Genomic DNA, 24,393 nt, shown 5'->3' with positions numbered 1-24,393 from the left:
CGCGTCGCCGTCCCTATTCGGCGGCCTTCAACTTATCCACAGCCGCCGGATCCACGGGCTCGGCGAAATCCATCTGGTCGATCCGCTCGCCGGTTCTTGCGATCCGGTCGGCGGAGGCGAGGATATGGCCGACGTCCTCCGCCGCGTTCTTGAAATGGGCGTCGAGCTTCGCGGCCCGCGCCCTGAGCCGCGCGACGTCATCGACGAGGCGGCGCACCTCAGCCTGGATGATATGGGTTTCTTCGCGCACCCGCGCGTCGCGCACGATCGCCTGCATGACCTGCACCGCCATCACCAGAAGCGATGGCGAAACGATGATGATGCGGCTCCTGTGCGCCCTTTGAATGATGTCTTCGAAATGTTCGTAGATGTCGGCGTAGAGAGATTCCGACGGGATGAAAAGAATCGCGATGTCCTGGGTTTCGTTCGGCAGGAAATAGCGCTCGGCGATGTCGCGAATATGTTTCGCAACGTCGATGCGCACGCGCGCCGCCGCTTGCTTGCGCGCCTCGTCGCTTTCGGCTTCCTTGAGGGCTGTGAAGGATTCGAGCGGGAATTTGGCGTCGATGACCATGAGCCTCGGATCGCCCGGAAGGCGGATCACGCAGTCGGGCCGCATCCGATTCGAAAGCGTATGCTGAAACGCGAAGGCGGACTCCGGAAGCGCGTCGCGAATGATCGCCTCGAGCCGGCCCTGGCCGAAGGCGCCGCGCGCCTGCTTGTTCGCAAGGATGTCCTTGAGGCCGACGACTTCCTCGGTCAATCCGGTGAGCCGCGTCTGGGCCGCGTCGATCACCGCTAGTCTTTCGTTCAATCTGGAAAGATGCTCGCCCGCGGTTCTGCTCGACGCCTCGAGCCCCACGCCGACGCTTGCGCCGACGGCGTCGAGCCGTTCGGACACGAGCCGCGCGAGATCCGCCTGGCGCGATCCCAAGACTTCGGCCACGCCGCGCATTCGGCCGGCGAGTTCTGCGTTTTGCCGCGAGATCTCGACCATGGCGCGCTCCAGTCCGCGCTGCCGCTCGGCGGCGGCGAAGGAGTCCACATTGCTGCGCGCCCGCGCCCCGCGCCCGAGATTCAGCGCCAGGATCGCAAGCAGCAACAGGGCGAGCGCCGCCGATCCGAGAAGGGCGTCCGCAACCCTGACCGGCGCGCCGTTAAGGATGAAAAGGATGCGCTCCATGGGCTGTGTCTACATGATTCGCTTTGCTATCGGAACGAATCTAGAACACGTGATTGATGCAGCGCAATGGGCGGCAGGTGGTCGCTGGCTAGTCATGTCAAGCGCCTATCGTGGCGCGCCGGGATCGAGTCGAAGATAGTTCGCGCTCGGATCGCTTGAGGTCCTGAGGGCGTTTTGCGATCGGCGCGAATTTCAGTCGGGATCGAAAAAATGGCTCAAACTATTCGAGACAAGCTTGCATGAATGCGCTTCGCTGGCTGCGATCGACCTTCGGCATCTTCTATGACGCCGTCATGCGCTTCTCGCGCGACGACGGCTGGGCTATCGCTAGTCATATCGCCTTGTCGATCCTGACTTCGATGTTTCCCTTCCTGATCTTCGTGACTGCGCTCGCGGGCTTTATAGGTTCGCAGAATCTCGCGGAAGAGGCGGTGCGCATTCTCTTCCAGACCTGGCCGCAGGACGTCGCGGCGCCGCTCGCGGCCGAAGTCCATAATGTCCTGACGCGGGCGCATGGCGGCCTTCTCACCATCAGCATCGTTCTCGCGATCTATTTTTCCGCGAGCGGCGTCGAAGCGCTCCGGATTGGCCTCAATCGCGCCTATGGCGTCGTGGAGGAGCGGCCCTGGTGGCTGTTGCGGCTCGAATCGATCGCCTATGTCCTGGTTGGCGCCGTCTCAATTCTCACCTTGGCTCTCTTGGTTGCTTTCGGTTCGTTGATATGGACGGCCGTGCTGCGCTTTGCGCCCAATCTTGAACCGCTCGACCAGGTGATCACTTTCGGCCGATTCGGCATCGCCACGCTGGTGCTTCTGGCGGCGCTGTTCATCGTGCATAAATTCCTGCCGGCCGGGCGTAGAACCTTGCGCGAGGTGGCGATAGGAATCTTGCTGACATTCGTCCTGTGGGTCGCCGCGGGCGTCGCTTTCGGCTCCTATGTGGCGCAATTCGCCCGCAATTACGTCACGACCTATGCGGGGCTCGCCTCGGTCATGATCGCGATCGTGTTCCTTTATATGGTGGCGGCCATCTTCATCTTCGGCGGCGAATTGAACGCCGCGATCCTGCGCGCACCGCGCAAGCAGGAAGCTACGAAACTTTGATTTTTCGAAATTCGAAAAGGCCAGGCGCGCAAATGGCTTTTTCGGAATTTCTCTTCCGCCGCATGTGGTTTCCCTTAAACCCACGCTAAAGTGGAATCATGTGGAAAAATGCCGTTTTGCTTGTGAAGACAGGGTGCTCGCGAAATTGCGAAGCTCGGGTTTCGCGTTGATCTTCTCGCCGGAGTCTGGAAAAACAAACCCGGACGCCGCGCGCTCCACCTCAGTCACGCAAACCTCCAGGGAAGACAAGATCATGGCCTCCGCCTGCACTGAAGGGCTAGACACCGGCTTCGTCGCGCTCGGCTACGCCAAGGTCGGCGTTCTCGGCGTGGTTCAGGGCCTCACCGAGCTTCTGCCGATTTCGTCGACCGCCCACATGCGGATCGTCCCGGCGCTGCTCGGCTGGCAGGATCCGGGATCGGCCTTTTCCGCGGCGATGCAGGTTGCGGCCCTCGCCGCGGTGGTGAGCTATTTTTGGTCCGATGTTCGCGGCCTCTTGTTCGGATCCATCGCGGCAGCCGCGCGCGGAAAGTTCCAGGATTGGAACTTTCGCTTCGCGGTCTGGATCATTTTGGCGACGCTGCCGATCATCGTCGCCGGCGTCTTGCTTTCGCCGATCTTGAACGCCTGCAACTCGCCTTTGCGCACGCTCACGGTCATCGGCATCGCTTGCATCGCGATGGCGGCTCTGCTCGCCCTCGCGGAAATCTATTCGAGACACAAGCGCACGCTTGACCACGCGACCCTGAAAGACGCGATGATCATCGGGTTGGCGCAGATCGGGGCGCTAATCCCTGGCGTCTCGCGGTCGGGCTCGACGCTGACTGCAGCCTTGTCTCTCGATTTCAGACGCGACGAGGCGGCGCGTTTCTCGTTTTTGCTTGGACTTCCCGCGATCGCCGCCGCCGGCTTGAAGGAAATTTGGGAGCTGCATAAAGCGCATCTCGACGCGCAGGGCTGGTCCATCCTGGCTTTCGGCTTGGTGATCGCGTCGATCTCGGCTTTTGCAGCGATCTGGAGCCTGCTGCGAATCCTGGAGCGGTATTCGGCCTGGCCTTTTGTGGTCTATCGCGCGCTGATGGGCGTCTATCTCCTGACCGCTGTTTACTTTGGCTGGCTGCACAATTGAGGCGGTCGGCGGAGAGCCCTCGATTAGTCGCGCGGCGCCAGCATGGTTTCGGGGCGGACTAACGCGTCGAACTCCTCCTCGGTGACGAGGCCCGAGGCCAGCGCCTCCTCGCGCAAGGTGGTTCCATGCGCATGCGCCGCCTTGGCGATTTGAGCGGCGCCATCATAGCCAATTTTGGGCGCGAGAGCGGTGACAAGCATCAGCGAGCGGCGCATCAACTCGTTGATCCGCTCTCGGTTCGGCTCCAGTCCGTCGACGCAATAGACGCGGAAGCTTTTTGTCGCGTCTGCAAGAAGCCGCAGGCTTTCGAGCATGCAATAGGCGATGACGGGCTTATAGACATTGAGCTCGAAATGTCCCTGCGATCCGCCGAAGGTGATCGTCGCCTGGTTGCCGAACACGCGCGCGCAGACCATGCTCAGGGCTTCGGCCTGCGTAGGATTGACCTTGCCAGGCATGATCGATGATCCCGGCTCGTTTTCCGGCAGGATCAGCTCGCCGAGCCCGGAGCGGGGGCCGCTGCCGGCGAGACGGATGTCATTGGCGATCTTGAAAAGGCCCGCCGCGATCGCATTCAGCGCGCCATGGGTGAAGACGAAGGCGTCATGGGAGGCGAGCGCCTCGAACTTGTTCGGCGCGGAGATGAAGGGCAGCCCGGTCAAGGCGGCTATCCTGGCCGCGAAAGCTTCGGCGAAACCTCTTTTGGAATTGAGGCCGGTGCCAACCGCCGTGCCGCCTTGCGCCAGGCGATAGAGGCCGGGGAGAGTCGCTTCGAGCCGCTCTATCCCGTGCTCCACCTGCGCCGCATAGCCCGAGAATTCCTGTCCGAGCGTAACAGGCGTCGCATCCTGGAGATGCGTGCGTCCGACCTTGATGATCGACGCGAAAGCCTCCGATTTCAGCCGCAGCGAAAGATGCAGCGCGCGCAAGGCCGGTTCAAGGCTTCGCTTGATCTCCAAGACCGCGGCGATATGCATCGCGGTCGGAAAAGAATCATTCGAAGACTGACCAAGATTGACGTGGTCATTGGGGTGAATCGGATGCTTTGCGCCGCGCGTCGCGCCGAGCAATTCATTGGCGCGATTGGCGATCACCTCATTGACGTTCATGTTGGTTTGCGTGCCGGACCCTGTCTGCCAGACGAGCAGCGGAAATTCCGCGTCGAGGCCGCCGCTCTCCACTTCGCTCGCGGCCGCGACAATTGCGTCGCAGAGCGGCGCCGGCAAGAGTCCGAGGTCGCGATTGACCTCGGCGGCGACGCGTTTGACAAGGGCCAAGGCCCGAATGATCGGAATGGGCATCGTCTCTGCCCCGATCGCGAAATGGATGCAAGACCGTTGCGTCTGCGCGCCCCAATAGCGATCGGCGGGAACTTCGATCGGCCCGAAACTGTCCGTTTCGAGCCGCGTTTTCTTACCATCATCCATGCTTGAAGCCGCCAGGGACGGCGGCGAGTTGAGAACGGCGAAGGATAAGTCCGTTCATCGCCGCGCGGGCGTCAGTCGCCGCCGCCGCGGGAATAGCGTTGGCCGACCATGATGGGATCGACCGCCTGCCAGTCTCCATCATGTCCGAACTCGCTGCTCGAGCTGATCGACAAGAGCTCGGCGAGGCGCCCTCTGGCGCGATTGACGCGGCTCTTCATGGTTCCGACGGCGCAGCCGCAGACTCCGGCCGCCTCCTCATAGGAAAGGCCGGAGGCCCCGATCAAGATCAACGCCTCGCGCTGATCCGCAGGCAATTCCTGCAGCGCCGCGCGAAAGTCGAGCATGTCCATATGGCTGTTTTGCGCCGGAGCGGTCGCCAGCCTCGCGGCGATGGCTCCATCCGAGTCCGCGACTTCCCGCCGCCGCTTGCGATATTCAGAATAATATATGTTGCGCAGGATCGTGAACAGCCAAGCCCTGAGGTTGGTGCCCTCGACGAAAGAGCCGAGCTTGCTCCACGCCTTCACCAAGGTTTCCTGCACGAGATCGTCAGCGCGATCGAGATTGCCGCACAAGGAGACCGCGAAGGCGCGGAGATTGGGAATGACGGCAAGGATGTCGGCCGTCATCTGCGCGCTCGCCGCGCGCGCCGGACGCGTTTCCTCCGTGATCTGGTCTTCCGCATATTCCTTGTGCGCGACTGTCACGTACCGTCCTTCTTCGATTGCGCTCCCGAGACTGTCTCAAGCTGCCGCAGCAGCTCGAAAAAACGATCAGGCACAGGTTGCGCCAGCACATCATCATAGACGCTGCGCAAACCCAAGCCAATTTGCTCGGCGAGGTCGTTCTTGGGCGATATTTTTTTTGGACGCGGCGCCGCTAACACAGCAGCGTCCGCAGTTTCCCGGAAATTTATCGATCCGCACTCTAGTTCCAGTGTTTCGCTTGACCGGACGGCCGCCCCCTTGATCGATGATTTGCCCAACTTTGTCGCTTTCGTCACCAGGCCACCTTTGCTTTGGCTCTCATCGTCCTTCATCATTCCCCCTATGACGGCCATCTTATGAGCGTCATCCAGCAACGAGCGCAAGTGTTTCCTCAAGAGCCTTGATAAGCGTCATTCGCTATGTAACCTTGCAATCAACGTCGGCTTCAAACGCTCCGCGAGTTACAAAGTTCCAGGCGCCGGGAACCATTCTTAACTATACGGCATTCCCCGACCAAATTGCCTTGGCGGAGCCATGGTCAAAAGGGCTTTCTCGATGTCGATATCACAGGCGATCTCATCGCATATCCCTTATCTAAGACGGTTTGCGCGGGCTCTGACAGGCTCCCAGGCGGGCGGGGACGCTTATGTGCTCGCCACTCTCGAGGCGATCGTGGCGGACCCGGCCAATTTCGACGCCGGGGCCGATGTGCGGACGGCGCTCTACCGTTTGTTCCTCGATGTCTGGGCCTCCATGCCGGTCAATGGCCACGTTGACGAGATCGGGTTTTCTGGCGACGAGATCGGCGCCCAACGCAATCTTGACGCCATCACTTTGCGGCCCCGCATCGCTTTCCTCCTCAGCTCGCTCGAAGCCTTCGACACGGCTGAAGTCGCGCGCACGCTTGATTGTTCGGTGGATGAGGCCGCAGCCTTGATCGACGCGGCTGGAAAGGAAATCGCCAATCAGATTCGGACCGATGTCGTGATCATCGAGGACGAGCCTTTCATCGCCCTGGACCTGCAGACGTTGGTGGAGGAGCAGGGCCACCGGGTCATCAGCGTCGCCCGCACCCATCGCGAAGCCGTCGAGGCGGTCACCCGCGAACGGCCCGGCCTCATCCTCGCCGATATTCAGCTTGCCGACGGCAGCTCGGGCCTCGAAGCGGTGAACGAAATCCTCGGGTCCTTCTCTGTGCCGGTCATTTTCATCACCGCCTATCCGGAGCGCTTCCTGACCGGAACGCCGCCGGAGCCCGCCTTTCTCATCACCAAGCCTTTCGGCGTCGACAGCTTGAAAGCGGTGATCAGCCAGGCGCTATTTTTCGATCGCAAGTCGCATCGCAAAGATGATCAGCCCGAACCGAGCGGCGCTCTCGTTTGAGGCTGTTCATGCCGCGGCGTCTCCTGGCGGATCGCGTCTCCCAAGGACGCGGCCCAGCATGAAGCCGGCGACAGTCGCAAAGGCAACGACGGAAAAGGGGTTGAGTTGCTTGGCGATCGTAGCCCCGGCCTCGACCGCCAGCCGCTCGCGCTCGAAGCCGCCGTCGCGAAGAATATCGAGAATGGGCGCAATGGTGCCATCGATGTTCGTCGCGAATTCTGGGGATGGCTCGGGGCGTTTTTCGTCTGTCTCCACCGGCGCGGCGGCCACGGAAGCGGCGCTGCCGGGCGGCGCAGATGAGCGCAGAGCGAGAATGATGCAGATCAGCCCGACGCCAACATAGAGAGCGCCGACGCCTAGCGCGGCGATCGCGGTTCCTTCGAATGTTTGGATGAAGGTGTAAAGAGCGATCGTTAGAAACACCGAGGCGAAGAACAGACAGCACATCGCCACGAAGAGGAGCGTCGCCATTTTCAGCAGGCGCTCGCCCATTTGTCCGATTGGAGCGGCCGCGTCGCGCGCGAGCCGCGTGATCAACGCGGTCATTTTTGCGAGCGGCTCAATATTCCGATCAGCAATCCAGCTACAAGAGCGGCGAGCACGGCGACCAGAGGGTTGCGCGCGATCGCAGCCTCGACATCCGAACCGACTGCGCCCACGCGATCCTGCGCATTGGCCGCGCCCTCGGTAAATTTCTTCCGCGCCTGATCGACCGCGCCGAGGACAGTGTTTGTCGTCGACGAAGCCTCGGCGCGCGCGAGTGCGGACACGGACGCGGTCAGCTTTGCAATATCGTCGCGCAAAGCCGCCAAGTCCGCGGCGAAGTCTTGGGAAGCTTGTTCGAGATGTTTGATATTTGACATATTTTTCTTAGGCTCTTTTGCGTTTCTCGAAGAAACATCGCTGACTTGCCGCGGCCGCGCCCGCACTCTGTTCTATTGGAAAGTGGTCGACGTGTCGTTACCGACCGCCATCTCTCATTGGAAGGTGTTGACCACGGCAACCAAGACAGCGAGGCCGAAAACAAGGCCGAAGCCGACGGACGGGCCATAGCCCCAGTCCTTGCTAAAAGACCACCTCGGCAGCGATGCGACCAGCGCAGCACCGACAATGAGGAGGAACAAAATCGTGAACGTCATTGATGTCTCCCTCTAGAACTACTTTTTTATTTCGCTTCGCATGTTCTCGCGCAGCGAAGTCGCACTTTCGTGCGTAGCGAAAACGTCGAACTTGGCAATAAGTTCCCGTCGGCCAGCCTTTCCCGTCTCGGCCAGAACCCGTCAACCGGGCCACTTTCAAACCCCGCCGCGTGCGAGGAGAACGATGACGACGACAAGAAGAATGACGCCCAGAGCGCCGGATGGGGCGTAACCCCACCTCCGGCTGTGCGGCCAGGAAGGGATCGCGCCGAGAAGCAGCAAGACGAGGATGATCAGAAGAATTGTTGAAAGAGACATTCTGCGAACTCCAACTCGCATTGCGCTCGGCGCGTTGATCCCCGCTTCTCAGAAAGGGGCGGGCAGCCCGATAGGTGCGGCAAGCGATCAAGCTAGCTTCAAGGCTTTAGTCAGGTTCGGACCTCGGCCGAACGCTCATGGCGCATGCGCTGAATTTAGCTTCGGCGTGCTGATCAAACAGCAAACGCGGGCCGCGGATGCCGAGTTCCGGCGCTAAACCAGCGGGGCCATTCGTTTAACCATCTTGGACGGCTCGAAGGCGAGCGCCGAGGGCGGCCGGATCGGCCGCCCCCAGCAGGCAAAGGCGCGCGCATTGCCGGTGGGGCGGATAGCCGTTCGCAATCGTAAACTGATCGGGAACCTTCGGCTTTAACTTGCGTTAAATTGTCGCGGCCAAAAGGACAAATTGTCGCGTCTTCTGGGCCGGCAGGCCCGGCGTGCAGCAGCGGAGCAAGCTTCTGCGCGAGACGTTTAAGAAGAGCAGCGGGCGGGTCGACTGCTTACGCAAATCGCGGCGGAAAAGTTCATCGCCAAGACAGCGTAACTCCCCGACCAACAAGAACTGCGACGCATCCGGCAATATTCGCCGACCAAGGGAGAATGGTCATGAGTCTGTTTGAAGCGCCAGTTGCATTGCACGACGCAGAAGCCCGCTACGGTGCGGAGCCGGAAATGATATATGTGCTTATTGGCGGCTTGGCTCTAGCCGGTGTCGCGTTCGCTTTCTTGATGACTTTCGCCGCCTAGGCGCGCCGCTGCCATCGGATCGGCGCTACTGAGGCGAAGAGCGCGTGCAACTCCGCGGGGGCCGGGGCTGGCGCTTTTCTGTCTCCCTTTGCGGCAAGCGCCCGGTAGCCGCCTTCCCTTCAAAGGGGACGTGCACCACTTCGAGCTCATGTCGCAGAAGCGACGCCTGCGAAGGAGTGCGGCGCCGGGCTAATCGGCGTGGCGAGGCCGTTATTGATCTGCAAGACCATTAGGCCGCGCTCATTGGAGCCGTCGGGGCGGAAGCGGAAGACGCCATCGGCGCCGTTGAAGCCGGAGCGGTTGGTCAGGACATTTTCGGAATAGCGCTGCGAGCCTTGCGTATGCGCGAGCGCCGCGGCAAGCGAGACGGCGTCATAACTGAGGGTGGAGATTCGCGTCGGATCGGTGTTGAACTTGGCGCGATAGCGCGTCGCAAAGGCATTGAAGCCGCCATTGTCTGGCGCGGCGAACCACGCGCCTTGCAAGGCGGGGAGCTTGAGCACGCGGGCGTCGTTCCAAAGGCCGGTGCCGAGAATTTGCACTTTCTTGGCGTTGATTCCCGCCGTTGTGAGGGTCTGCGAGACCGAAGGCATGGCGTCGGCCTGCTCGGGAATGAAAAGCGAATCGATCTGATCGCCGAGCGCGGCGATTTTCTGCGCCGCCGCCGGCAGAGTCTGCGGCTGGTAATGTTCGATCGCCATGACCCGCACATTGTTGCGCGCCGCCGCCTGCTGGAACGCGCCTTCGGCGACGCGGCCGTAATCATTGTCCGGAATGAGCGCGGCGATCGATTTCTTGCCCTTGGAGGCCGAATAATCGACGATGCGATCGACATAGCTCTCGACCAGGAAGGAGAGCAGATAGAGACCCTGGCCGGCCGTCGACGAATCGGTCGAGAAGGCGATGACGGGCTTGCCGGCGCTGCGCGCCGCCCGTCCGACCTCGCGCACATTCGGCGCGAACAGAGGTCCGATGACGAGGTCAGCGCCATCGGCAAAGGCCGCCTGCGCCGCCGCGCGCGCGCCCTCGGGCGTCGAATGATCGTCCTTGACGAGCAGGGTGAGATCGTTGCCGCCTGCTTCCGACAAAGCCAGCTCCGCAGCATTGCGCAGGGAAAGCCCGACGACGCTCGGCCCGGAGGATTGAGTCAAGGGCAGGATGAGCCCGACGCGAACCGGGCCCGAGCCGATCTGCTCGGCCGCTGCGGGCGCGGGAGCTGCGGCTTTGGGCGGCGTCCCCGATAATTCGCCAACCCCGCCGCCTCCGAAGGCGCCGCCCAGCGAATTGCAGGCCCCTAGCGACAAGGCCAGGGACAAGGCGCCAAGCGCTCGGAGCAGGCCGAACCCGGCGACGTCAGAAGACCGGAGCCTCTCTTTCCGCTGGCTACGGCCGCGCGAAAAAACCTTCATTCGTGCGAATCTCCAAGCGCAGTTCACCCGCGCTCGAAGCGCGAAAAGGGGCCTGAATCGTGATAGCCTAAAAATTATGCCCCTTTTCACGCATAAAATCGAATCGGCGGCGAGAGAAGCCCTGATTGCGTGATCGGCGCCTTGCGAGATTGGAGTTATTGTTCTATAAAGAGAACGATTGGCTGTTTTATAGAACAAGCGAATTGGCAAGCATCGATTTCTTTGCGGCTGGCGGGCGGGACCATGATCATGGGTGACGGGAAGAGACCGAGCCTTGGCGGCGAGGGCGCGATTGTTGCGCCAATCGCGCCCGAAAAAGCTCCCCAAGGCGGGTTCACCGCCTTTGGCTTGCGGGCCGAGGCGGAGCCGATACGGCGCGGGCTGCACGTTGTTGCAACGCCGATCGGCAATCTCGGCGATATTTCCTTTCGCGCGCTTGCGACGCTCGCGGCGGCGGACGCGGTCATCGCCGAAGATACGCGGGTGACGAAGACGCTGCTTGCGCATTATGGCATAGCGACTCCGCTTGTCGCTTATCATGAGCATAATGCGGCGGTCATGCGGCCGCATCTCCTCGCTCGTCTGGCGAGCGGCGCGGCGCTTGCGCTTGTCTCGGACGCCGGAACGCCGCTGATTTCCGATCCCGGCTTCAAGCTTGTCACCGAGGCCTTGGCGCAGAAGATCGAAGTCATATCGGTTCCAGGCGCGTCTGCCGTCCTTGCGGCCCTGGTGGTCGCGGGCCTGCCCACGGATCGATTTTTCTTCGAGGGATTTCTGCCGCCGAAAAGCGGTCCGCGGCGCCAGCGCATCGCCGAGCTCGCGCCCATTCCCGGCACTTTGGTGTTTTTCGAATCGCCAAGGCGCTTGGCCGAGACGCTCACGGATCTCGCCGCCGTCCTCGGGCCGCGCGAGGCGGCGATCGCGCGCGAATTGACGAAATATTTTGAGACCGTGCGGCGCGGGCTTCTGCCCGATCTCGCGGCCGCCATAGCGGACGAAGCGACGCCCAAAGGCGAAATCGTGCTGCTTGTCGCGCCGCCCGGCGCGGAAGGGCAGGGCGAAAGCCGGGAAGAGCTCGACGCCAAGATCGGGAGAGCGCTGGAGACGCTTTCGGTCAAGGACGCCGCCGCCGTGGTCTCCGCCGAGACAGGTCAGCCGCGCCGGAAGGTCTACGCCCGCGCGATCGAGCTTTCAGCGCGCGATCGTTGAGCATGAGAACCGCGCGCGATCGCCGGCGAGCGCATTGGCGAGGCATATTGGCCGAGCAACTCGCCGCATTGGTTTTGCGAGCCTTCGGCTATCGCATTCTCGCTTGCCGCTATCGCGTCAACGGCGGCGAGATCGATATTGTCGCGCGCCGCGGCGACGCCGTCGCCTTTGTCGAAGTGAAGGCGCGGCCGACGCTTGACGAAGCCAAGACTGCGATCGACTTAACCAAGAGGCGGCGCATGTCGCGCGCGGCGAAGATTTGGCTCTCCGCGAACCCTTGGGCGGCGCCTTTGACGTTGCGCGGCGACGCTGTCTATCTGGCGCCATGGCGCTGGCCGCGCCATGCCATCGCGGCCGTCGATCTGGATTTGGGATAGGCGCGCAATTACCGCTGCGCAATCTATTTGAACGCTATACGTTAGACTATCGTAGTGGAAGCTTCACTTTATCGGCATTGCAAAGGCTTATGAGAAGACTTGATCCTTATCCGAACATGCTCTTTGCCTGGTGTGGAACGAAGACAAGAGCGCAAGCGATTTCATGCAAGCGGACATTGCTTCGGCTTGACGATTGATTAGCCCCCTTAGAAACTAGGTGACGACGCCAAGCGATGGGCACATTTCACGACAGCGATATAGTTGAGGCCGCTGCGCCCGCCTCGCCTCTTCTGATCGGGCATGGAATCGCAGCCGACCTCATCGCGGTCTTGGCCGCAGTGACCGCTGGCGAGCCGAGAGTCTTGACGATCCAGGATCAGCGCGCGCTTCCCTCTGGACCTTTCGAACTTGCGCATCGCTCGCTCCAATCTGGACTGCGCGCCTGGGTCGAACGGCAGACCCGGTTGCCGCTCGGCTATGTCGAACAGCTTTATACGTTCGCGGATAGAGATCGCGCAGGGAGCGGCCAGCAGGTCATCTCCATCAGCTATCTGGGCCTCACGCGCGAACAGCGCGCCTCCGGCGAATATGAGGCGAGCTGGCGTAGCTGGTACGTCTATTTTCCTTGGGAGGATCATCGCCTTGGCGCACCCGCGATGGTCGAAGAGGCGCTCTTGCCGCGTCTGAAATCCTGGGCGAGCGCGACTGACGATCCGAGCCTCCGCCAGGATCGCTGGCAGCGCGTCGCAATCACTTTCGGCTTCGATGGCCGTCCCTGGAACGAAGAGCTTGTCCTGCAGCGTTACGAGCTGCTTTACGAGGCTGGCCTCATCGCCGAGGCGACGCGCGGCGGGTCGGGCGCGAGCCGCCAAGGCGCGGCCAGCGAGACGCTGCCGAGCACAGGCCGGGCCATGATCCTCGACCACCGCCGCATTCTAGCAACGGGCATTGCGCGGCTTCGGGCCAAGATCAAATATCACCCTGTGGTGTTCGAGCTGATGCCGGAAACGTTCACGCTCCTGCAATTGCAGCGCTGCGTCGAAGCCCTGGCCGGACGCCTCGTGCACAAGCAGAATTTCCGCCGGCTGATCGAACAGCAGGAGCTCGTCGAGGAAACGGGGGAAACCAGCCAGGACACCGGAGGGCGGCCCGCGAAACTGTTTCGCTTCCGCCGCGAGGTTTTAGCCGAACGGGCCATCGTCGGAACCAAGCTCCCCATTTCGAGGGCTTGACAAATCTTATGCTCAACACCAGCATATGTCCGTGTAATGCTCATGTGGAGTATAAGGCCATGGCGCCGGTTGTGGGATTGCAGCGTTCGGAAAGTCTCTACGCGGAAGGTCTTTACGCGAAAGTGCGGCATGCGATCCCGGCGATCGAGTGGCCAGTCTACGCACAAGACATCGACGCTATCATGACGTTGAAGCGGACGCGGAACGCCGTGATCCTCGCGCATAATTATCAGACGCCAGAGATTTTTCACTGCGTCGCCGATCTGGTCGGCGACAGTCTCGCTCTCGCCCGCGAGGCGATGAAGGTCGACGCCGATGTCATCGTCCTAGCCGGCGTGCATTTCATGGCCGAGACCGCGAAATTGCTCAATCCGGACAAGACGGTTCTGATCCCCGATCTCGGCGCCGGCTGCTCGCTCGCCGAGTCGATCCGGCCGGAAGACGTGCGGCTCCTGCGGCAAGCCTATCCGGGCGTTCCGGTCGTGACCTATGTGAACACATCCGCCGCCGTAAAGGCCGAGTCCGACATTTGCTGCACCTCGGGCAATGCAAGGGCCGTTATCGAGTCTCTCGGCGTCGAACAAGTCATCATGCTGCCCGATGAATATCTCGCCCGCAATGTCGCGGCGGACACGGGCGTCAAGGTGATCGCCTGGTCCGGCCATTGCGAGGTGCATGAGCTTTTCACCGCCGCCGAAGTGCGGGAATTGCGCGAGGATTATCCGGGCGTGGTCATTCTTGCGCATCCCGAATGTCCGCCCGAAGTCGTGGCGGAAGCCGATTTCGCCGGATCCACCGCCGCCATGTCGGCCTATGTCGCGCATAATCGTCCCTCTCGCGTCGTGCTTCTGACCGAATGCTCGATGAGCGACAATGTCGCGATCCAATATCCGGAGCTTGAGTTCGTAAGACCCTGCAATCTCTGCCCGCATATGAAAAAGATCACGCTGCGCAATATCAGGCGCGCGCTTGAGACCATGCGGAACGAGGTCGAGATCGATCCCGCTGTCGCCGCTCCGGCGCGGCGCGCTGTCGAACGCATGCTGGCGGTCAAGTGATGCTCGACATTCGCGACGCGGCGGGCGCTTGCATAGTCATCGGCGGCGGCCTCGCCGGCTTGACGACGGCCTTGGCCTTGGCGCCTCAACCCGTCATTCTGTTCAACAAGGCGCCGCTTGGCTATGAGGCTTCGAGCGCGCTGGCGCAGGGCGGGGTCGCTGCCAGCATCGGTTTCGACGATGACGTTTCATTGCATCTTGCCGACACGCTCGAGGCTGGCGACGGACTTTGCGACGAAACTGTCGCCAAGCGGATACTCGCCGCGGCGCCGGCCGCGATCGAGGAGCTGATCCGGCTCGGCGCGCCCTTCGATCGCGATGACGAGGGCAAGCTTCTGCTCGGCCTCGAAGCGGCGCATTCGCGTCGCCGCATTGTTCATGCGGGCGGAGACAGCAGCGGCCGTGAAATCATGCGCGTTCTGTCTCAGCTCGCGCGCGAGACGCCTTCGATCACCGTCATCGAGCGGATCGCCGCGCGGCGGTTGATCGTCGAGGACAATGCGGTGACGGGCGTTCTCGCCAATACGCATTGCGGGCCTGTTCTTTTCGCTTGCGACCGCGTCGTCATCGCCACGGGCGGCATAGGCGGCCTCTATCAATATGGCACCAATCCGGCCGGATCATTCGGTCAGGGCCTTGCGCTCGCGGCCAAGGCCGGCGCAATCATGGCCGATCTGGAATTCGTTCAGTTTCATCCGACAGCTCTCGATGGAAAGTCCTTTCCATTGAAGCTCATCAGCGAGACCGTGCGCGGCGAAGGCGCGATCCTCGTCGATGAGACCGGCGATCGTTTCATGGCAGATGTTCAAGGGGCCGAGCTGGCGCCGCGAGATGTAGTTGCGCGCGCAGTCTGGCGGCATATGGCGGCGGGGCATCGGGTCTTCCTCGACGCGCGGGACGCTGTAGGCGACGATTTCCCGCGCCGGTTCCCCGCCATCACCGGCTTCTGCCGCGAGGCAGGAATCGATCCGGCGACGCAGCCGATTCCGATCCGCCCAGCGGCGCATTATCACATGGGCGGCATTGCCGTCGATCTCGCCGGACGAACCTCGGTCGAAGGTCTCTGGGCCTGCGGCGAAGCGGCTTGCACGGGCCTCCATGGCGCCAACCGGCTCGCGAGCAATTCCCTGCTCGAAGCCGCGGTCTGCGGCCGCTTTGTCGCCGAAAGCATAAGCGCGAAGGGTTCAACGCCTCGGCGCAAGCCCGCGGTTGTGGCGACGCCTCTCGTCGGCAGCGACCCGGCGCCCGTCCGCGCGATTCTCTCCTCCGCCGCAGGCGTTCTCCGCGACGCCGAAGGCCTGGCTGATGCGGCGCGCGCACTGCATCCACTGGCGCTGGCGGAGGAAGCTACAAGCGATGCGGCCGTCGTCGGCTTGATGATCGTAATCGCAGCCTTGCGCCGCGAGGAGAGCCGCGGCGCTCATGCTCGAACGGATTTTCCCGGCAAGGCCCGCGCGGCGCAAAGATCAACATTGCGCTTCGACGACGCGCTTGAGGCCGCGCGCGAACTGGCCCCGGAACTGGTTGCCTGAAACGAAAGGCCAAAAGCCGATGGAGCAGCCGCTGTCGCCCCTTCCGCGAATCATGCTCGAGCCTCTGGTTCGCGCCGCTTTGCTCGAGGATTTGGGCCGCGCCGGCGATCTCACGACCGATGCGATCGTTCCGGTTGGCCTCAAGGCGAAGACTGCTCTCGTGGCGCGCCAGCAGGGCGTCGTCGCTGGGCTCGATCTGGCGAGGCTTGCTTTCGAGCTCATCGATCCGCAAATTTCGGTTCGCATCGAACGCCGGGACGGCGCCGACGTGGCGCCGGGCGATGTGATCGCCACAATCGCCGGCCCTGCGGCCGGCATTTTGACGGCCGAGCGAACCGCGCTCAATTTTCTCTGCCATTTGAGTGGGGTCGCCAGCGCGACGGCCTCCATTGTCGCCGCCGTGCGGGATTATAAGGCCACGATCGTCTGCACAAGAAAGACCACGCCCGGCCTGCGCTCGGTGGAGAAATATGCGGTCCGCGCGGGCGGCGGCGGCAACCATCGTTTCGGCCTCGATGACGCGGTTTTGATCAAGGACAATCATGTCGCGATAGCCGGCGGCGTCGCCGAGGCTCTGCGGCGCGCGCGCGCGGGGGTCGGCCATCTCGTCAAGATCGAGCTGGAGGTGGACACGTTGGACCAGCTTGGCGAGGCGCTGGAGCAAGGAGTCGACGCGGTGTTGCTCGACAATATGTCGCCTGAAACGCTCGCCAAGGCTGTCGCGCTGGTCGCGGGCCGCGCGGTGACCGAAGCGTCAGGCCGGATCACGCCCGCATCGGCCCCTCCGGTCGCCGCATCGGGCGTCGATCTGATCTCGATCGGCTGGCTCACCCATAGCGCGGCCGTGCTCGATATAGGGCTCGATTTCAAATCTTAGAGCGTGTCCTTGTCGAAGAAAGCGTTCTTCTTCTCGACGAGGACACGCTCCAACTCATTCAATTTGCGCGCTCCCTTTTTGATTGCATGAATTCATCCAATCGGAACATGGGCCTCATTTGCGCGCGCGGGCTCACTCGCCGGTTCGCGGATTCTCCGGGAGACCGGACGGGTAACCTTTTTCGTCGGACTCATTGTAGAAGGCTTCGGGCTCGGTCCGTCGGTAGATCGAGCGGCCTTCATAAAGTGGGTAGATCGGGGCGCCGGGGAGCAAGTAGCGCGTCGTCGGCGGGACCATGGGCGGGTAGGCTTGCGCGAACGCCAATCCTGTCATCCCATAGCCGAGGCCGGCGCATAATCCGGCGATTCCAAGAATCTTGATCATAGCCACCCTCCATCGCAATCAAGGAAGGGCGACTGCCGCCCCTCCTATTGTTACGTTTCTGTGACAATGCTTCAGACTCGCAAATGTCTCTGTAAAGTCCCGCGATTGTGTTCAACTTTTTGTGATAATATAATAAAGTAAATAGCTTTTTGAAATATTCGTAAGATTTTTGAGAAGTCTTGCAGTTAAAAACATAATTTAAACAAAGCGGTCAAATGCGCTGAGTTCGGCGCTTCCTGTCATGGGCGCGATCAAGCTTCGCTGCGCCAATAATGGCGAGAGATGTTTTGCTCTCAAGCCTTAGCGCCGCGTCGTAAAACCCGGCCGAGAAGATAGTCGAGCGAGAAAATACCGGGGCCGCGCGCGATCACGACGAGGAAGCATGTCGCCCAAACGCCGTGGGTCGGCCAAGCGTAGGGATAGACGAAAATCTCGATGACGGCGGTCATGCCGAGAAGCGCCAGTGCGGACAGGCGGCTCGCGAGGCCGATCACGAGCAGAACCGGAAAGAAATGCTCGCTGAAAGCAGCCAGCTTCGCGGCTAAGGCGGGGTCGATCAGGGGCAGCGCGTATTCGTCTCGAAACAAGTCGATCGCATTGTCGGTCACATGCCAGCCTTCGACTTTGGTTTGCCCGGACCTCCAGAACACGGCGGCTGGAAAAATCCGCGCCGCAAGAGAGATGACGGATTGCGGGATCCTGTCCAAGGCCGCGATGACGCAGCCGATCGCGCGCGCCAGCCCCGAGGCCGGCTTGGCATGGCCCTCATATGACTGCGTCATGGCTGACTGTCCTCTAGAGTCTCCTGCGTCGCCTCGATGGCGATCCCAGTGGAGAATAGCGCTGCGAGATTGACTGAAAGATCGAACTCAGGGCTGCTTGCGAGCCCGGCGTTCGCCGCCGCCCCAAGCGGCTTTCCGGTTGCGAGGCTTTGCAAGAAGACCGCTGCGCCGGCGGGCAATCGGCGAACCTCGACATCAAGCGCCGGGCGCGCCACGAGCGCGTCTTCGCCGCGCCAGTCCGCGAGCGGCGCAAGCTCGATTTCATCGGCGTTCATCGCCCAAATGGTCACGATCGGGAAGGTCGAGACGACGATCTCGATCGAAGGGTGCAGGTTGAAACGAAGGCCGGCCAAGGCGTCGGGCCCAAATCCTTCGAGTTCCGCAGGCGTGAGAGGCTTGGCGTCGGCGGCGTGATAAGCGCGCGTGCGGGCGGCCTCTATCCGCGCCACATCGGCGAGATAGGGAAGCGCCGCAGCGGGTTCGAACGCGCCAAGAAAATCCGGAAATTCGTCGCCATAAGTCATCATCAAAGGCGAGCGCGGGGGATGGACGGAGGCGAACAGCCGCGCGGCGGCGGCAAAAAATTCCTCGCCGACAATGCGCTTCGTCGCCGGAAAGCGCGCCTCCAAGGCGCCGGTCAGGCCGACCATGACATTGTTGCGATAGACCGCGAACCGCTTTTGCGGGAGCCGCGAATTATGCGAGAGCACGCCAGAGGGTAAGGGAAGGTCTGGATCGCGCAAGGCCTCAGCAAATTCGCTTTGGAGATCGGGCGGCATAACGAACTTGCTTTCTTCCAGCATGGCCTTGCCGTATTCGAAAATCCTCACGCCGCCGATTGCGCGCGGCCGGGAACGTGGGCCTGGTCGAGGCGGGCTTGCGCTACCAGCGCCTGCGCCCGCAGCGTGTCCCAATTGGGCACGTCATTGTCCCATTCGATCAATGTCGGCAGCGCTCCCGCGCGCGCGACCACATCGTCGTAGAGGGCGAGGACCTCGTCGATGACAGGCGATCCATGCGCGTCGATGCAGAGCGGCGCGCCGGCGTCGTCAACAGTCTCGAAATGACCGGCAAGATGAATTTCGCCGACGAGATCGAGGGGAAACTCGGCGAGATAGGCGCGCGCGTCGGCGCCGTGATTGCGCGCCGAGACAAAGACATTATTGACGTCGAGCAGGAGTCCGCAGCCGGTCGCGCGCGCGATTGCGGCGAGAAAGGCGGGCTCGGGAATCGTGCTTTGCGTAAAGCGCAGGTAGGTGGCGGGGTTTTCGAGCAGCATGCGGCGCCCGAGCGCCGTCTGGACTTCGTCGACATGGGCGATGATGGAGGCGAGGCTCGCCTCGGTGTAGGGCAGGGGCAGGAGATCATTGAAAAAGACCCCGCCGTGTGAAGACCAGGCGAGATGCTCCGAAAAGCCTTCCGGCTGATAGCGCTCACAAAGCAGCTTGAGCCGCGCGAGATGATCGCGGTCAAGCGGTTCGGGCGAGCCGATGGAGAGCCCCACGCCATGAATCGAAAGCGCGTAATTTTCGCGCAGGAAGCTCAGTTGCGCATGCGGCGGACCGCCCGCGCCCATATAGTTTTCCGCATGGACTTCGAAAAAGCCGAGAGGCTGGCGCGCCGCCGCGATAGTTGCGAAATGCTGCGGCTTGAAGCCGACGCCGGCGCTTGCGGGAAGCGTGGATGGGATGCCCATGGTCTTAACCTCGTCGCGCCGGTCATCCAAAGGGCGCGCGGCTGCCGCCGTGCGCCCTTCGCGCATGGCTTTAAGACTTTGTCGCCTTCAGCGAGCCGGTTCCGTTCGGGGTCTTGATGGTCTCGCAAGTTCCCTTGGGGACATATTTCCAGATCGAAGGGTCATAATCGACCTTCGAGGTGCCGGCGCAGCTCGTGTTGGCGCCCGCCGCGCAATCGTTTTGCCCTTTCAGCGAGACGCCGTAGCACTTCTCCTTGTTCGGCTTCTCGCCGCCCATGGTCTGCGCAGAAGCCGGCGCCGAGAGAAGCGTGAGCGCCGTAGCGAGCGCGCCCGCAAGAGTAGCGGCGGCGATCTCGGTCTTGATGATCTTGGTGGTCATGGCTTGTTCCCTTTTTTCAAACGGCGGGTTCATGGCAGAGAATTATAATCCCGTCTCCTCCCCGATTGCATAGGATTATCTCATTCGTGCTACCTATCATCAGCGCAGCGCGGCCAAGGCCGTTTTCAAAGGCGAAGCGATGACCCGAGTCTCCGCTGACCAAAGGGGCGCGCCAGGGATGCGCGCCCCGCGACCAGCATAAGGAGGGCTATCGCCCCGGCTCAAGCGTCACGAGCTCGTCAAGCTGCCATGGCCCTTGGGCGTGACAATGGACACGCAAGTGCCTTTCGGGACAAATTTCCAGCTATTGCCCTGGTAATCGACCTTCGACGTGCCGGCGCAGGTCGTGTCGGCGCCCGCCGCGCAGTCATTTTGCCCCTTCAATGCGACCCCATAGCATTTTTCCTTGGATGCCTGATCTTCGCCCGGGGCCGCCGCAGCGGACGAGGCGAGAAGCGCGAGGGCGGCGGCGAAGGCGCCGGCAAGCGAGGCGGCGGCAAGTTGCGTCTTGTCGGTCATGTTGAATTCCCTTTAGGTGCGATTTGAAACGATCATGAGACGCAGCCGAACCCGCCGGGCTCTCCGCCGGCCGGCTCGTCGGCTTGGTCCCACGCATCCTTCTTCGCAAGCTTTGCAACTTGCGTTACGAGGAGAGCTGGAATTCATAGGTCACAAAAAAGTGCTATCGACGCCCGCCGTCGACCGTAACATGAAGGCCGCGTCGGCCGAATAAACAAGTGGGGCGCTTGTGCGCGGCGATGTTCGGGAAAAGGAATGGGCCATGTTGATGCGCGCCGGCAATGCAGGCGACGCGGGTTCCTACCGGCAATTGCTGCGGGAGTTGACGCCGGTGCTTCGCGCCGCCGCGCGGCGGGGGCTCTTCCGCGCCGGCATGGCGGAGACGGACGCCGAGGACGTGGTTCAGGAGACCCTTCTCGCCATCCATCTCAAGCGCCAGACTTGGAACGAGGAGGCGCCGATCGGCCCCTGGCTTTGGGCCATCGCGCGGCACAAGGTCATTGACGCCCTGCGTCGGCGCGGACGCCGCATCGATCTTCCGATCGACGATTTCGTCGAGATCTTGGAACATGGGGACACCGAGCCAAACTTGATTGTCGCCGACGTCGATCGCCATCTCGAAGGCTTGCCTGTAGGCCAGCGGAACGTCGTGCGCGCCATCGCGATCGACGGGGCTTCGATCGATGAAGCGGCCGCGCGCCTTTCAATGACCAAGGGGGCGGTCCGGGTGGCGCTTCATCGCGGTCTTGCCTCGCTCGCCGTCAAATTCAGAAGGACTGACGCGTGAGAACCGGCGACCTTATCCGCGCGCTAGCGGCCGACGCCGAAACGCGCCCGGCCTCGCCGCGCCGAGCCTTGGCGTTGGCTTTAACTCAGAGCGTCGCGATCGCCGTGGCGCTCTATGTCGCGACCCTCGGCCTGCGGCCGCATTTCTTTGCTCTGCTCGGCGAAAATCCGAGGCTGTTGTTCAAGCTTTGCCTGACGCTCCTGCTCGTCTGGCTTTCCGGCCGATTTGTCTTGCGCCTCGTCCAACCGGGCGCCGACGTGGGCGGCGCCGCCATTTTGCTGGGGATCGCGCCGGCGCTCCTTGCGGTTGCCAACCTGGCCGAGATCCTCGCTGTTCCCACCGGCGAATGGGGCCAAAGGCTCGTCGGCTCTAATGCCATTCACTGCTTGGAAAGCATCCCCTTTCTCGCCGCAGCCCCGCTCGTCGCGGCGTTGCTGGCTTTGCGCCAAGGCGCGCCGGAGAATCCGGCCCTGGCCGGGGCTGGCGCAGGCCTCTTGGCCGGAGCGATCGGCGCGGCGCTCTACGCGACGCATTGCCCCGACGATTCGCCCTTCTTCGTGGCGGCTTGGTACAGTCTGGCGATCGCGATCGTCGCCGCCGTCGGCGCTCTGGTTGGAGCGCGTCTCTTGCGTTGGTGAGGGAGGGAGGCTCGTTTCGCGGGTCTGTTGTTGCGTGCGTCCGCGGCGCTCAGTTATCGGCTCGGAGTTCGGGGAAGTCTTCCAAGACCCTCGCGGGCACGTTGAATCCGTGGCGCACGGCTTTCTCGACTTCCGTCTTATGCACCCGTTTCAGGAGCCTCAGGCCGCTCGCGCTGAAAGTCGTCGTGATGGGGACCTTGCGTCGGTGCTCCAAACAGCGAAGGAACAATATGTCTGCTATGCCGGTGTTTTGCACGCGCCGAAATACGATGATGATGTCGCCAACATAGTGGCCTACGCATTTCCAACCATCGCCATCCCGCTCCAGCAGAACCTGATCCGCCAAGCCCCGACCTCCCGTCGCAGGCGCGGTCGCATAATTGGGCATCGAGGCGATCTGCTCAAGCTCATCGCTTTCCCATGGGACCTCAATCTCCGGAGCAATGCTCACGTCGGAGGTGATTTCGGCGCCGCCGATCAATTCCTCACTTGTATATTCCCATAGCTTCATCGCTCGTTCCATGTTCGCGCGCTTCGCCGAATATGACGCTTGCCGCCTCCGTCAAGGATGGCGCAAGCCTTGCTCCAAAAGCCCTTCCCAGCGCAAATCCTTACGCAGGATCTTGCCGACGTTCGACTTCGGCAGATCATCGCGGAAAACGATAAATCTCGGCGCCTTGTAGGCGGCGAGCTCGCCCCTGCAAAAGGCGCGGATGGCGTCGGCGTCGAGCGTCTGATTGCGGCGAACGATAAAGGCCTTGACCGCTTCCCCCGTCGCTTCGTCCGGAACGCCGACGACAGCGCATTCCTTCACGCCCGGGATCTTGGCAAGGACGGCTTCGACTTCATTCGGATAGACATTGAAGCCGGAAACGAGAATCATGTCCTTGCGCCTGTCGACGATGTTGAAGTAGCCATCCGCGTCCATCGTGGCGATGTCGCCGGTGAAAATCCAACCGTCGCGCAGCACATTTTTTGTTTCCTCGGGCTGCTTCCAATAGCCAGCCATGACCTGCGGCCCGCGCGCGATAATCTCGCCCGGCTCGCCGATCGGGACTTCGCGTCCCTCGTCATCAACGCATTTCAGCTCGGTCGAGGGAAGCGGCACGCCGATCGATCCGACCTTGGCCCGATGGACGGGATTGAAGGTCAAGACCGGCGAACATTCAGTCAGGCCATAGCCTTCGATAACGGGCGTGCCGGTGACCTCGCGCCAACGCGTCGCGACAGTATCCAGCAAGGCCATGCCGCCGGCGACCGACATGCGCAGGCTGCGCGGCGGACGCTCGCAAAACCAGCCCTCGTGCAAAAGACCGTTGAATAGAGTGTTCACCCCGGTGATGAAGGTGATGTCCTCCTTCTCGAAGGCCTTGCGCAGATTGCTGAGCGGCCTCGGATTGGGGATGACTATGTTATGCGCCCCGCGAAAGAAGAAGCCCAAAAAGTTCACCGTGAAGGCGAAGCAATGGTAGAGCGGCAGCACGGTCAAGAGGCGGTCATTCTCATTGATGTCGGAGCCGGTGAAGCTCAAGAATTGCGCCACGTTCATGATGAGATTGCTGTGCGTCAGCATGGCCCCCTTGCTGACGCCGGTGGTTCCGCCTGTATATTGCAAGCAAGCTATGGCGGAAGGCTTCAGCGCGCTTGTGTAGGCTTTGACGTTCGCGCCGCGCTTGAGCTGCGCGGCTCCTGACGCAAGCGCTTTCGAAAAGCTGATGGAGGTAAAGCCCGGCCGCGGAATCTGCTTTTTGACGTATTTCTGCACGAAACCGATCAAATGCCGCCGCGGCGTCGGAAAGAGGCTTGCGGCCTCGGCCAGCACCACATGCGGGATCGGGACCTTCTCCATCGCTGCGTCGAGCCTGTCGGCGAACATGTTGAGGCCGACGATCGCGGATAATTCGGCATCTGCGAAGAGATGCGCCATCTCGGCGGCGGTGTAGAGCGGATTGACATTGACCAGGACGCAGCCGGCTTTAAAGACGCCAAAGGCGGCGACCGGGTAGGCGAGCCCGTTCGGGATCTGGATCGCCACCCGAGCCTCGGCCTCGAGGCGCAGAGTTTCACGCAAGTAGGCGGCGAAAGCGTCCGAATGACGATCGAGATCGGCAAAGCTGAGGCTCGCCGCCATGCCGTTCGGCAATATGGCCGTGAACGCCTTGGCGCCTCCCCTGCGCGCCGCCAGATCCCGCGCCGCGTCGCCGAGCAGACGGTAAGGGGGCGCCTCGACCTCCGCCGGCGCGTTCTCCGGGTAGAAGGCGAGCCAGGGCATGATCGCGGCCTGCTTACCGCCGGCAGTCGTCGCCTCTTTGGTCATCGGCGTCTCCCTGAAGCTTGTCTTTGAAAAAGCCGCTCGGCCCTTTCGATGAGGACATGCT

At 62.1% G+C, this 24,393-nt stretch carries 29 protein-coding genes; 12 read left to right on the top strand and 17 right to left on the bottom strand.

The features are described 5' to 3' along the window. Positions 1 to 13: 13 nt before the first annotated feature. A complete protein-coding gene (locus tag RZS28_RS00390) occupies positions 14 to 1,183 on the bottom strand; it encodes a DNA recombination protein RmuC (protein WP_407339254.1) in 1,170 nt (389 codons plus the stop codon). Between the two features lie 239 nt (positions 1,184 to 1,422). Between RZS28_RS00390 and RZS28_RS00385 the strand changes: the two genes are divergently transcribed. Further along, positions 1,423 to 2,286, top strand: coding sequence for a YihY/virulence factor BrkB family protein (locus tag RZS28_RS00385; RefSeq protein WP_407339253.1), 864 nt, complete (start codon positions 1,423 to 1,425; stop codon positions 2,284 to 2,286). Between the two features lie 253 nt (positions 2,287 to 2,539). Continuing rightward, a complete protein-coding gene (locus RZS28_RS00380; RefSeq protein WP_407341177.1) occupies positions 2,540 to 3,415 on the top strand; it encodes an undecaprenyl-diphosphate phosphatase in 876 nt (291 codons plus the stop codon). A gap of 23 nt (positions 3,416 to 3,438) precedes the next feature. Here the strand turns inward: RZS28_RS00380 and fumC are convergent, their stop codons facing one another. The 3 genes from fumC to RZS28_RS00365 form a co-directional block, all read right to left on the bottom strand. Beyond that, positions 3,439 to 4,842 (bottom strand): class II fumarate hydratase, encoded by a 1,404-nt coding sequence (fumC, locus tag RZS28_RS00375; protein ID WP_407339252.1) that lies wholly within the window; start codon positions 4,840 to 4,842, stop codon positions 3,439 to 3,441. 71 nt (positions 4,843 to 4,913) lie between these two features. Continuing rightward, entirely contained in the window at positions 4,914 to 5,471 is a 558-nt protein-coding gene (locus tag RZS28_RS00370; RefSeq protein ID WP_407341176.1) for a sigma-70 family RNA polymerase sigma factor, read from the bottom strand. A 74-nt stretch (positions 5,472 to 5,545) separates the two neighbouring features. Beyond that, the gene (locus RZS28_RS00365; RefSeq protein ID WP_407339251.1) at positions 5,546 to 5,932 is read right to left on the bottom strand and encodes a NepR family anti-sigma factor; all 387 of its coding nucleotides are present in this window, start codon (positions 5,930 to 5,932) and stop codon (positions 5,546 to 5,548) included. 172 nt (positions 5,933 to 6,104) lie between these two features. On the opposite strand from RZS28_RS00365, the gene RZS28_RS00360 reads away from it, so the two are divergent. Beyond that, positions 6,105 to 6,932: a response regulator gene (locus tag RZS28_RS00360; RefSeq protein ID WP_407339250.1), complete on the top strand. Its 828-nt coding sequence runs from the start codon at positions 6,105 to 6,107 to the stop codon at positions 6,930 to 6,932. 6 nt (positions 6,933 to 6,938) lie between these two features. Here RZS28_RS00360 and RZS28_RS00355 read toward each other — a convergent pair whose 3' ends face one another. From RZS28_RS00355 to RZS28_RS00340, 4 genes are all read right to left on the bottom strand, one after another. Beyond that, positions 6,939 to 7,478 (bottom strand): phage holin family protein, encoded by a 540-nt coding sequence (locus RZS28_RS00355; protein ID WP_407339249.1) that lies wholly within the window; start codon positions 7,476 to 7,478, stop codon positions 6,939 to 6,941. Then, a complete protein-coding gene (locus RZS28_RS00350; protein WP_407339248.1) occupies positions 7,475 to 7,795 on the bottom strand; it encodes a hypothetical protein in 321 nt (106 codons plus the stop codon). Before RZS28_RS00350 ends, RZS28_RS00355 begins: the two co-directional genes overlap by 4 nt. A gap of 114 nt (positions 7,796 to 7,909) precedes the next feature. After that, positions 7,910 to 8,071, bottom strand: a complete 162-nt coding sequence (locus tag RZS28_RS00345) for a DUF3309 family protein (protein WP_407339247.1) — start codon at positions 8,069 to 8,071, stop codon at positions 7,910 to 7,912. Between the two features lie 156 nt (positions 8,072 to 8,227). After that, complete coding sequence (locus tag RZS28_RS00340; protein ID WP_407339246.1) at positions 8,228 to 8,389, bottom strand: DUF3309 family protein; 162 nt, start codon at positions 8,387 to 8,389, stop codon at positions 8,228 to 8,230. A 606-nt stretch (positions 8,390 to 8,995) separates the two neighbouring features. Here RZS28_RS00340 and RZS28_RS00335 point away from each other — a divergent pair. Further along, positions 8,996 to 9,136 carry a hypothetical protein gene (locus RZS28_RS00335; protein WP_407339245.1) on the top strand — a complete coding sequence of 47 codons (141 nt, stop codon included), beginning with the start codon at positions 8,996 to 8,998 and terminating at the stop codon, positions 9,134 to 9,136. Between the two features lie 146 nt (positions 9,137 to 9,282). Here the strand turns inward: RZS28_RS00335 and RZS28_RS00330 are convergent, their stop codons facing one another. Continuing rightward, the gene (locus RZS28_RS00330) at positions 9,283 to 10,545 is read right to left on the bottom strand and encodes a penicillin-binding protein activator (protein ID WP_407339244.1); all 1,263 of its coding nucleotides are present in this window, start codon (positions 10,543 to 10,545) and stop codon (positions 9,283 to 9,285) included. Positions 10,546 to 10,794: 249 nt separating this feature from the next. Between RZS28_RS00330 and rsmI the strand changes: the two genes are divergently transcribed. The 6 genes from rsmI (at position 10,795) to nadC (ending at position 16,830) form a co-directional block, all read left to right on the top strand. Further along, positions 10,795 to 11,754, top strand: a complete 960-nt coding sequence (rsmI, locus tag RZS28_RS00325; RefSeq protein WP_407339243.1) for a 16S rRNA (cytidine(1402)-2'-O)-methyltransferase — start codon at positions 10,795 to 10,797, stop codon at positions 11,752 to 11,754. A 2-nt stretch (positions 11,755 to 11,756) separates the two neighbouring features. Next, positions 11,757 to 12,131: a YraN family protein gene (locus tag RZS28_RS00320; protein WP_407339242.1), complete on the top strand. Its 375-nt coding sequence runs from the start codon at positions 11,757 to 11,759 to the stop codon at positions 12,129 to 12,131. Positions 12,132 to 12,364: 233 nt separating this feature from the next. Next, positions 12,365 to 13,363, top strand: a complete 999-nt coding sequence (locus RZS28_RS00315; protein ID WP_407339241.1) for an NUDIX hydrolase — start codon at positions 12,365 to 12,367, stop codon at positions 13,361 to 13,363. A gap of 59 nt (positions 13,364 to 13,422) precedes the next feature. Then, positions 13,423 to 14,421, top strand: coding sequence for a quinolinate synthase NadA (gene nadA, locus RZS28_RS00310; protein WP_407339240.1), 999 nt, complete (start codon positions 13,423 to 13,425; stop codon positions 14,419 to 14,421). Beyond that, positions 14,421 to 15,953 carry an L-aspartate oxidase gene (locus tag RZS28_RS00305; protein ID WP_407339239.1) on the top strand — a complete coding sequence of 511 codons (1,533 nt, stop codon included), beginning with the start codon at positions 14,421 to 14,423 and terminating at the stop codon, positions 15,951 to 15,953. Before nadA ends, RZS28_RS00305 begins: the two co-directional genes overlap by 1 nt. Positions 15,954 to 15,972: 19 nt before the next feature. After that, on the top strand, positions 15,973 to 16,830 hold the full coding sequence (nadC, locus tag RZS28_RS00300; protein ID WP_407339238.1) for a carboxylating nicotinate-nucleotide diphosphorylase: 858 nt from the start codon (positions 15,973 to 15,975) through the stop codon (positions 16,828 to 16,830). 132 nt (positions 16,831 to 16,962) lie between these two features. On the opposite strand, the gene RZS28_RS00295 is transcribed toward nadC, so the two are convergent. From RZS28_RS00295 to RZS28_RS00270, 6 genes are all read right to left on the bottom strand, one after another. Next, on the bottom strand, positions 16,963 to 17,214 hold the full coding sequence (locus tag RZS28_RS00295) for a hypothetical protein (protein WP_407339237.1): 252 nt from the start codon (positions 17,212 to 17,214) through the stop codon (positions 16,963 to 16,965). Positions 17,215 to 17,507: 293 nt separating this feature from the next. Further along, positions 17,508 to 17,996, bottom strand: a complete 489-nt coding sequence (locus RZS28_RS00290) for a DoxX family protein (RefSeq protein WP_407339236.1) — start codon at positions 17,994 to 17,996, stop codon at positions 17,508 to 17,510. Then, on the bottom strand, positions 17,993 to 18,826 hold the full coding sequence (locus tag RZS28_RS00285; protein WP_407339235.1) for a putative DNA-binding domain-containing protein: 834 nt from the start codon (positions 18,824 to 18,826) through the stop codon (positions 17,993 to 17,995). Before RZS28_RS00285 ends, RZS28_RS00290 begins: the two co-directional genes overlap by 4 nt. Next, complete coding sequence (locus tag RZS28_RS00280) at positions 18,823 to 19,692, bottom strand: DUF692 domain-containing protein (protein ID WP_407339234.1); 870 nt, start codon at positions 19,690 to 19,692, stop codon at positions 18,823 to 18,825. The genes RZS28_RS00285 and RZS28_RS00280 overlap by 4 nt, the downstream gene beginning before the upstream one ends. Before the next feature lie 70 nt (positions 19,693 to 19,762). Further along, a complete protein-coding gene (locus RZS28_RS00275) occupies positions 19,763 to 20,071 on the bottom strand; it encodes a DUF2282 domain-containing protein (RefSeq protein ID WP_407339233.1) in 309 nt (102 codons plus the stop codon). 228 nt (positions 20,072 to 20,299) lie between these two features. Further along, positions 20,300 to 20,590, bottom strand: coding sequence for a DUF2282 domain-containing protein (locus RZS28_RS00270; RefSeq protein ID WP_407339232.1), 291 nt, complete (start codon positions 20,588 to 20,590; stop codon positions 20,300 to 20,302). Between the two features lie 262 nt (positions 20,591 to 20,852). On the opposite strand from RZS28_RS00270, the gene RZS28_RS00265 reads away from it, so the two are divergent. Both RZS28_RS00265 and RZS28_RS00260 read left to right on the top strand, forming a co-directional pair. Continuing rightward, the gene (locus tag RZS28_RS00265) at positions 20,853 to 21,377 is read left to right on the top strand and encodes a sigma-70 family RNA polymerase sigma factor (protein ID WP_407339231.1); all 525 of its coding nucleotides are present in this window, start codon (positions 20,853 to 20,855) and stop codon (positions 21,375 to 21,377) included. Next, positions 21,374 to 22,015, top strand: coding sequence for an NrsF family protein (locus RZS28_RS00260; protein ID WP_407339230.1), 642 nt, complete (start codon positions 21,374 to 21,376; stop codon positions 22,013 to 22,015). The genes RZS28_RS00265 and RZS28_RS00260 overlap by 4 nt, the downstream gene beginning before the upstream one ends. A gap of 49 nt (positions 22,016 to 22,064) precedes the next feature. Here the strand turns inward: RZS28_RS00260 and RZS28_RS00255 are convergent, their stop codons facing one another. Together RZS28_RS00255 and RZS28_RS00250 are read right to left on the bottom strand one after the other, a co-directional pair. Continuing rightward, positions 22,065 to 22,526 carry a hypothetical protein gene (locus RZS28_RS00255; protein WP_407339229.1) on the bottom strand — a complete coding sequence of 154 codons (462 nt, stop codon included), beginning with the start codon at positions 22,524 to 22,526 and terminating at the stop codon, positions 22,065 to 22,067. Between the two features lie 51 nt (positions 22,527 to 22,577). Next, entirely contained in the window at positions 22,578 to 24,332 is a 1,755-nt protein-coding gene (locus RZS28_RS00250; RefSeq protein ID WP_407339228.1) for an AMP-binding protein, read from the bottom strand. Positions 24,333 to 24,393 lie beyond the last annotated feature (61 nt).

It is taken from the genome of Methylocapsa polymorpha, assembly GCF_045689225.1.
Taxonomy (GTDB): domain Bacteria; phylum Pseudomonadota; class Alphaproteobacteria; order Rhizobiales; family Beijerinckiaceae; genus Methylocapsa; species Methylocapsa polymorpha.
The sequence above is the reverse complement of the archived record's forward strand: the minus strand, read 5'-3'. Positions and strand labels throughout refer to the sequence as shown.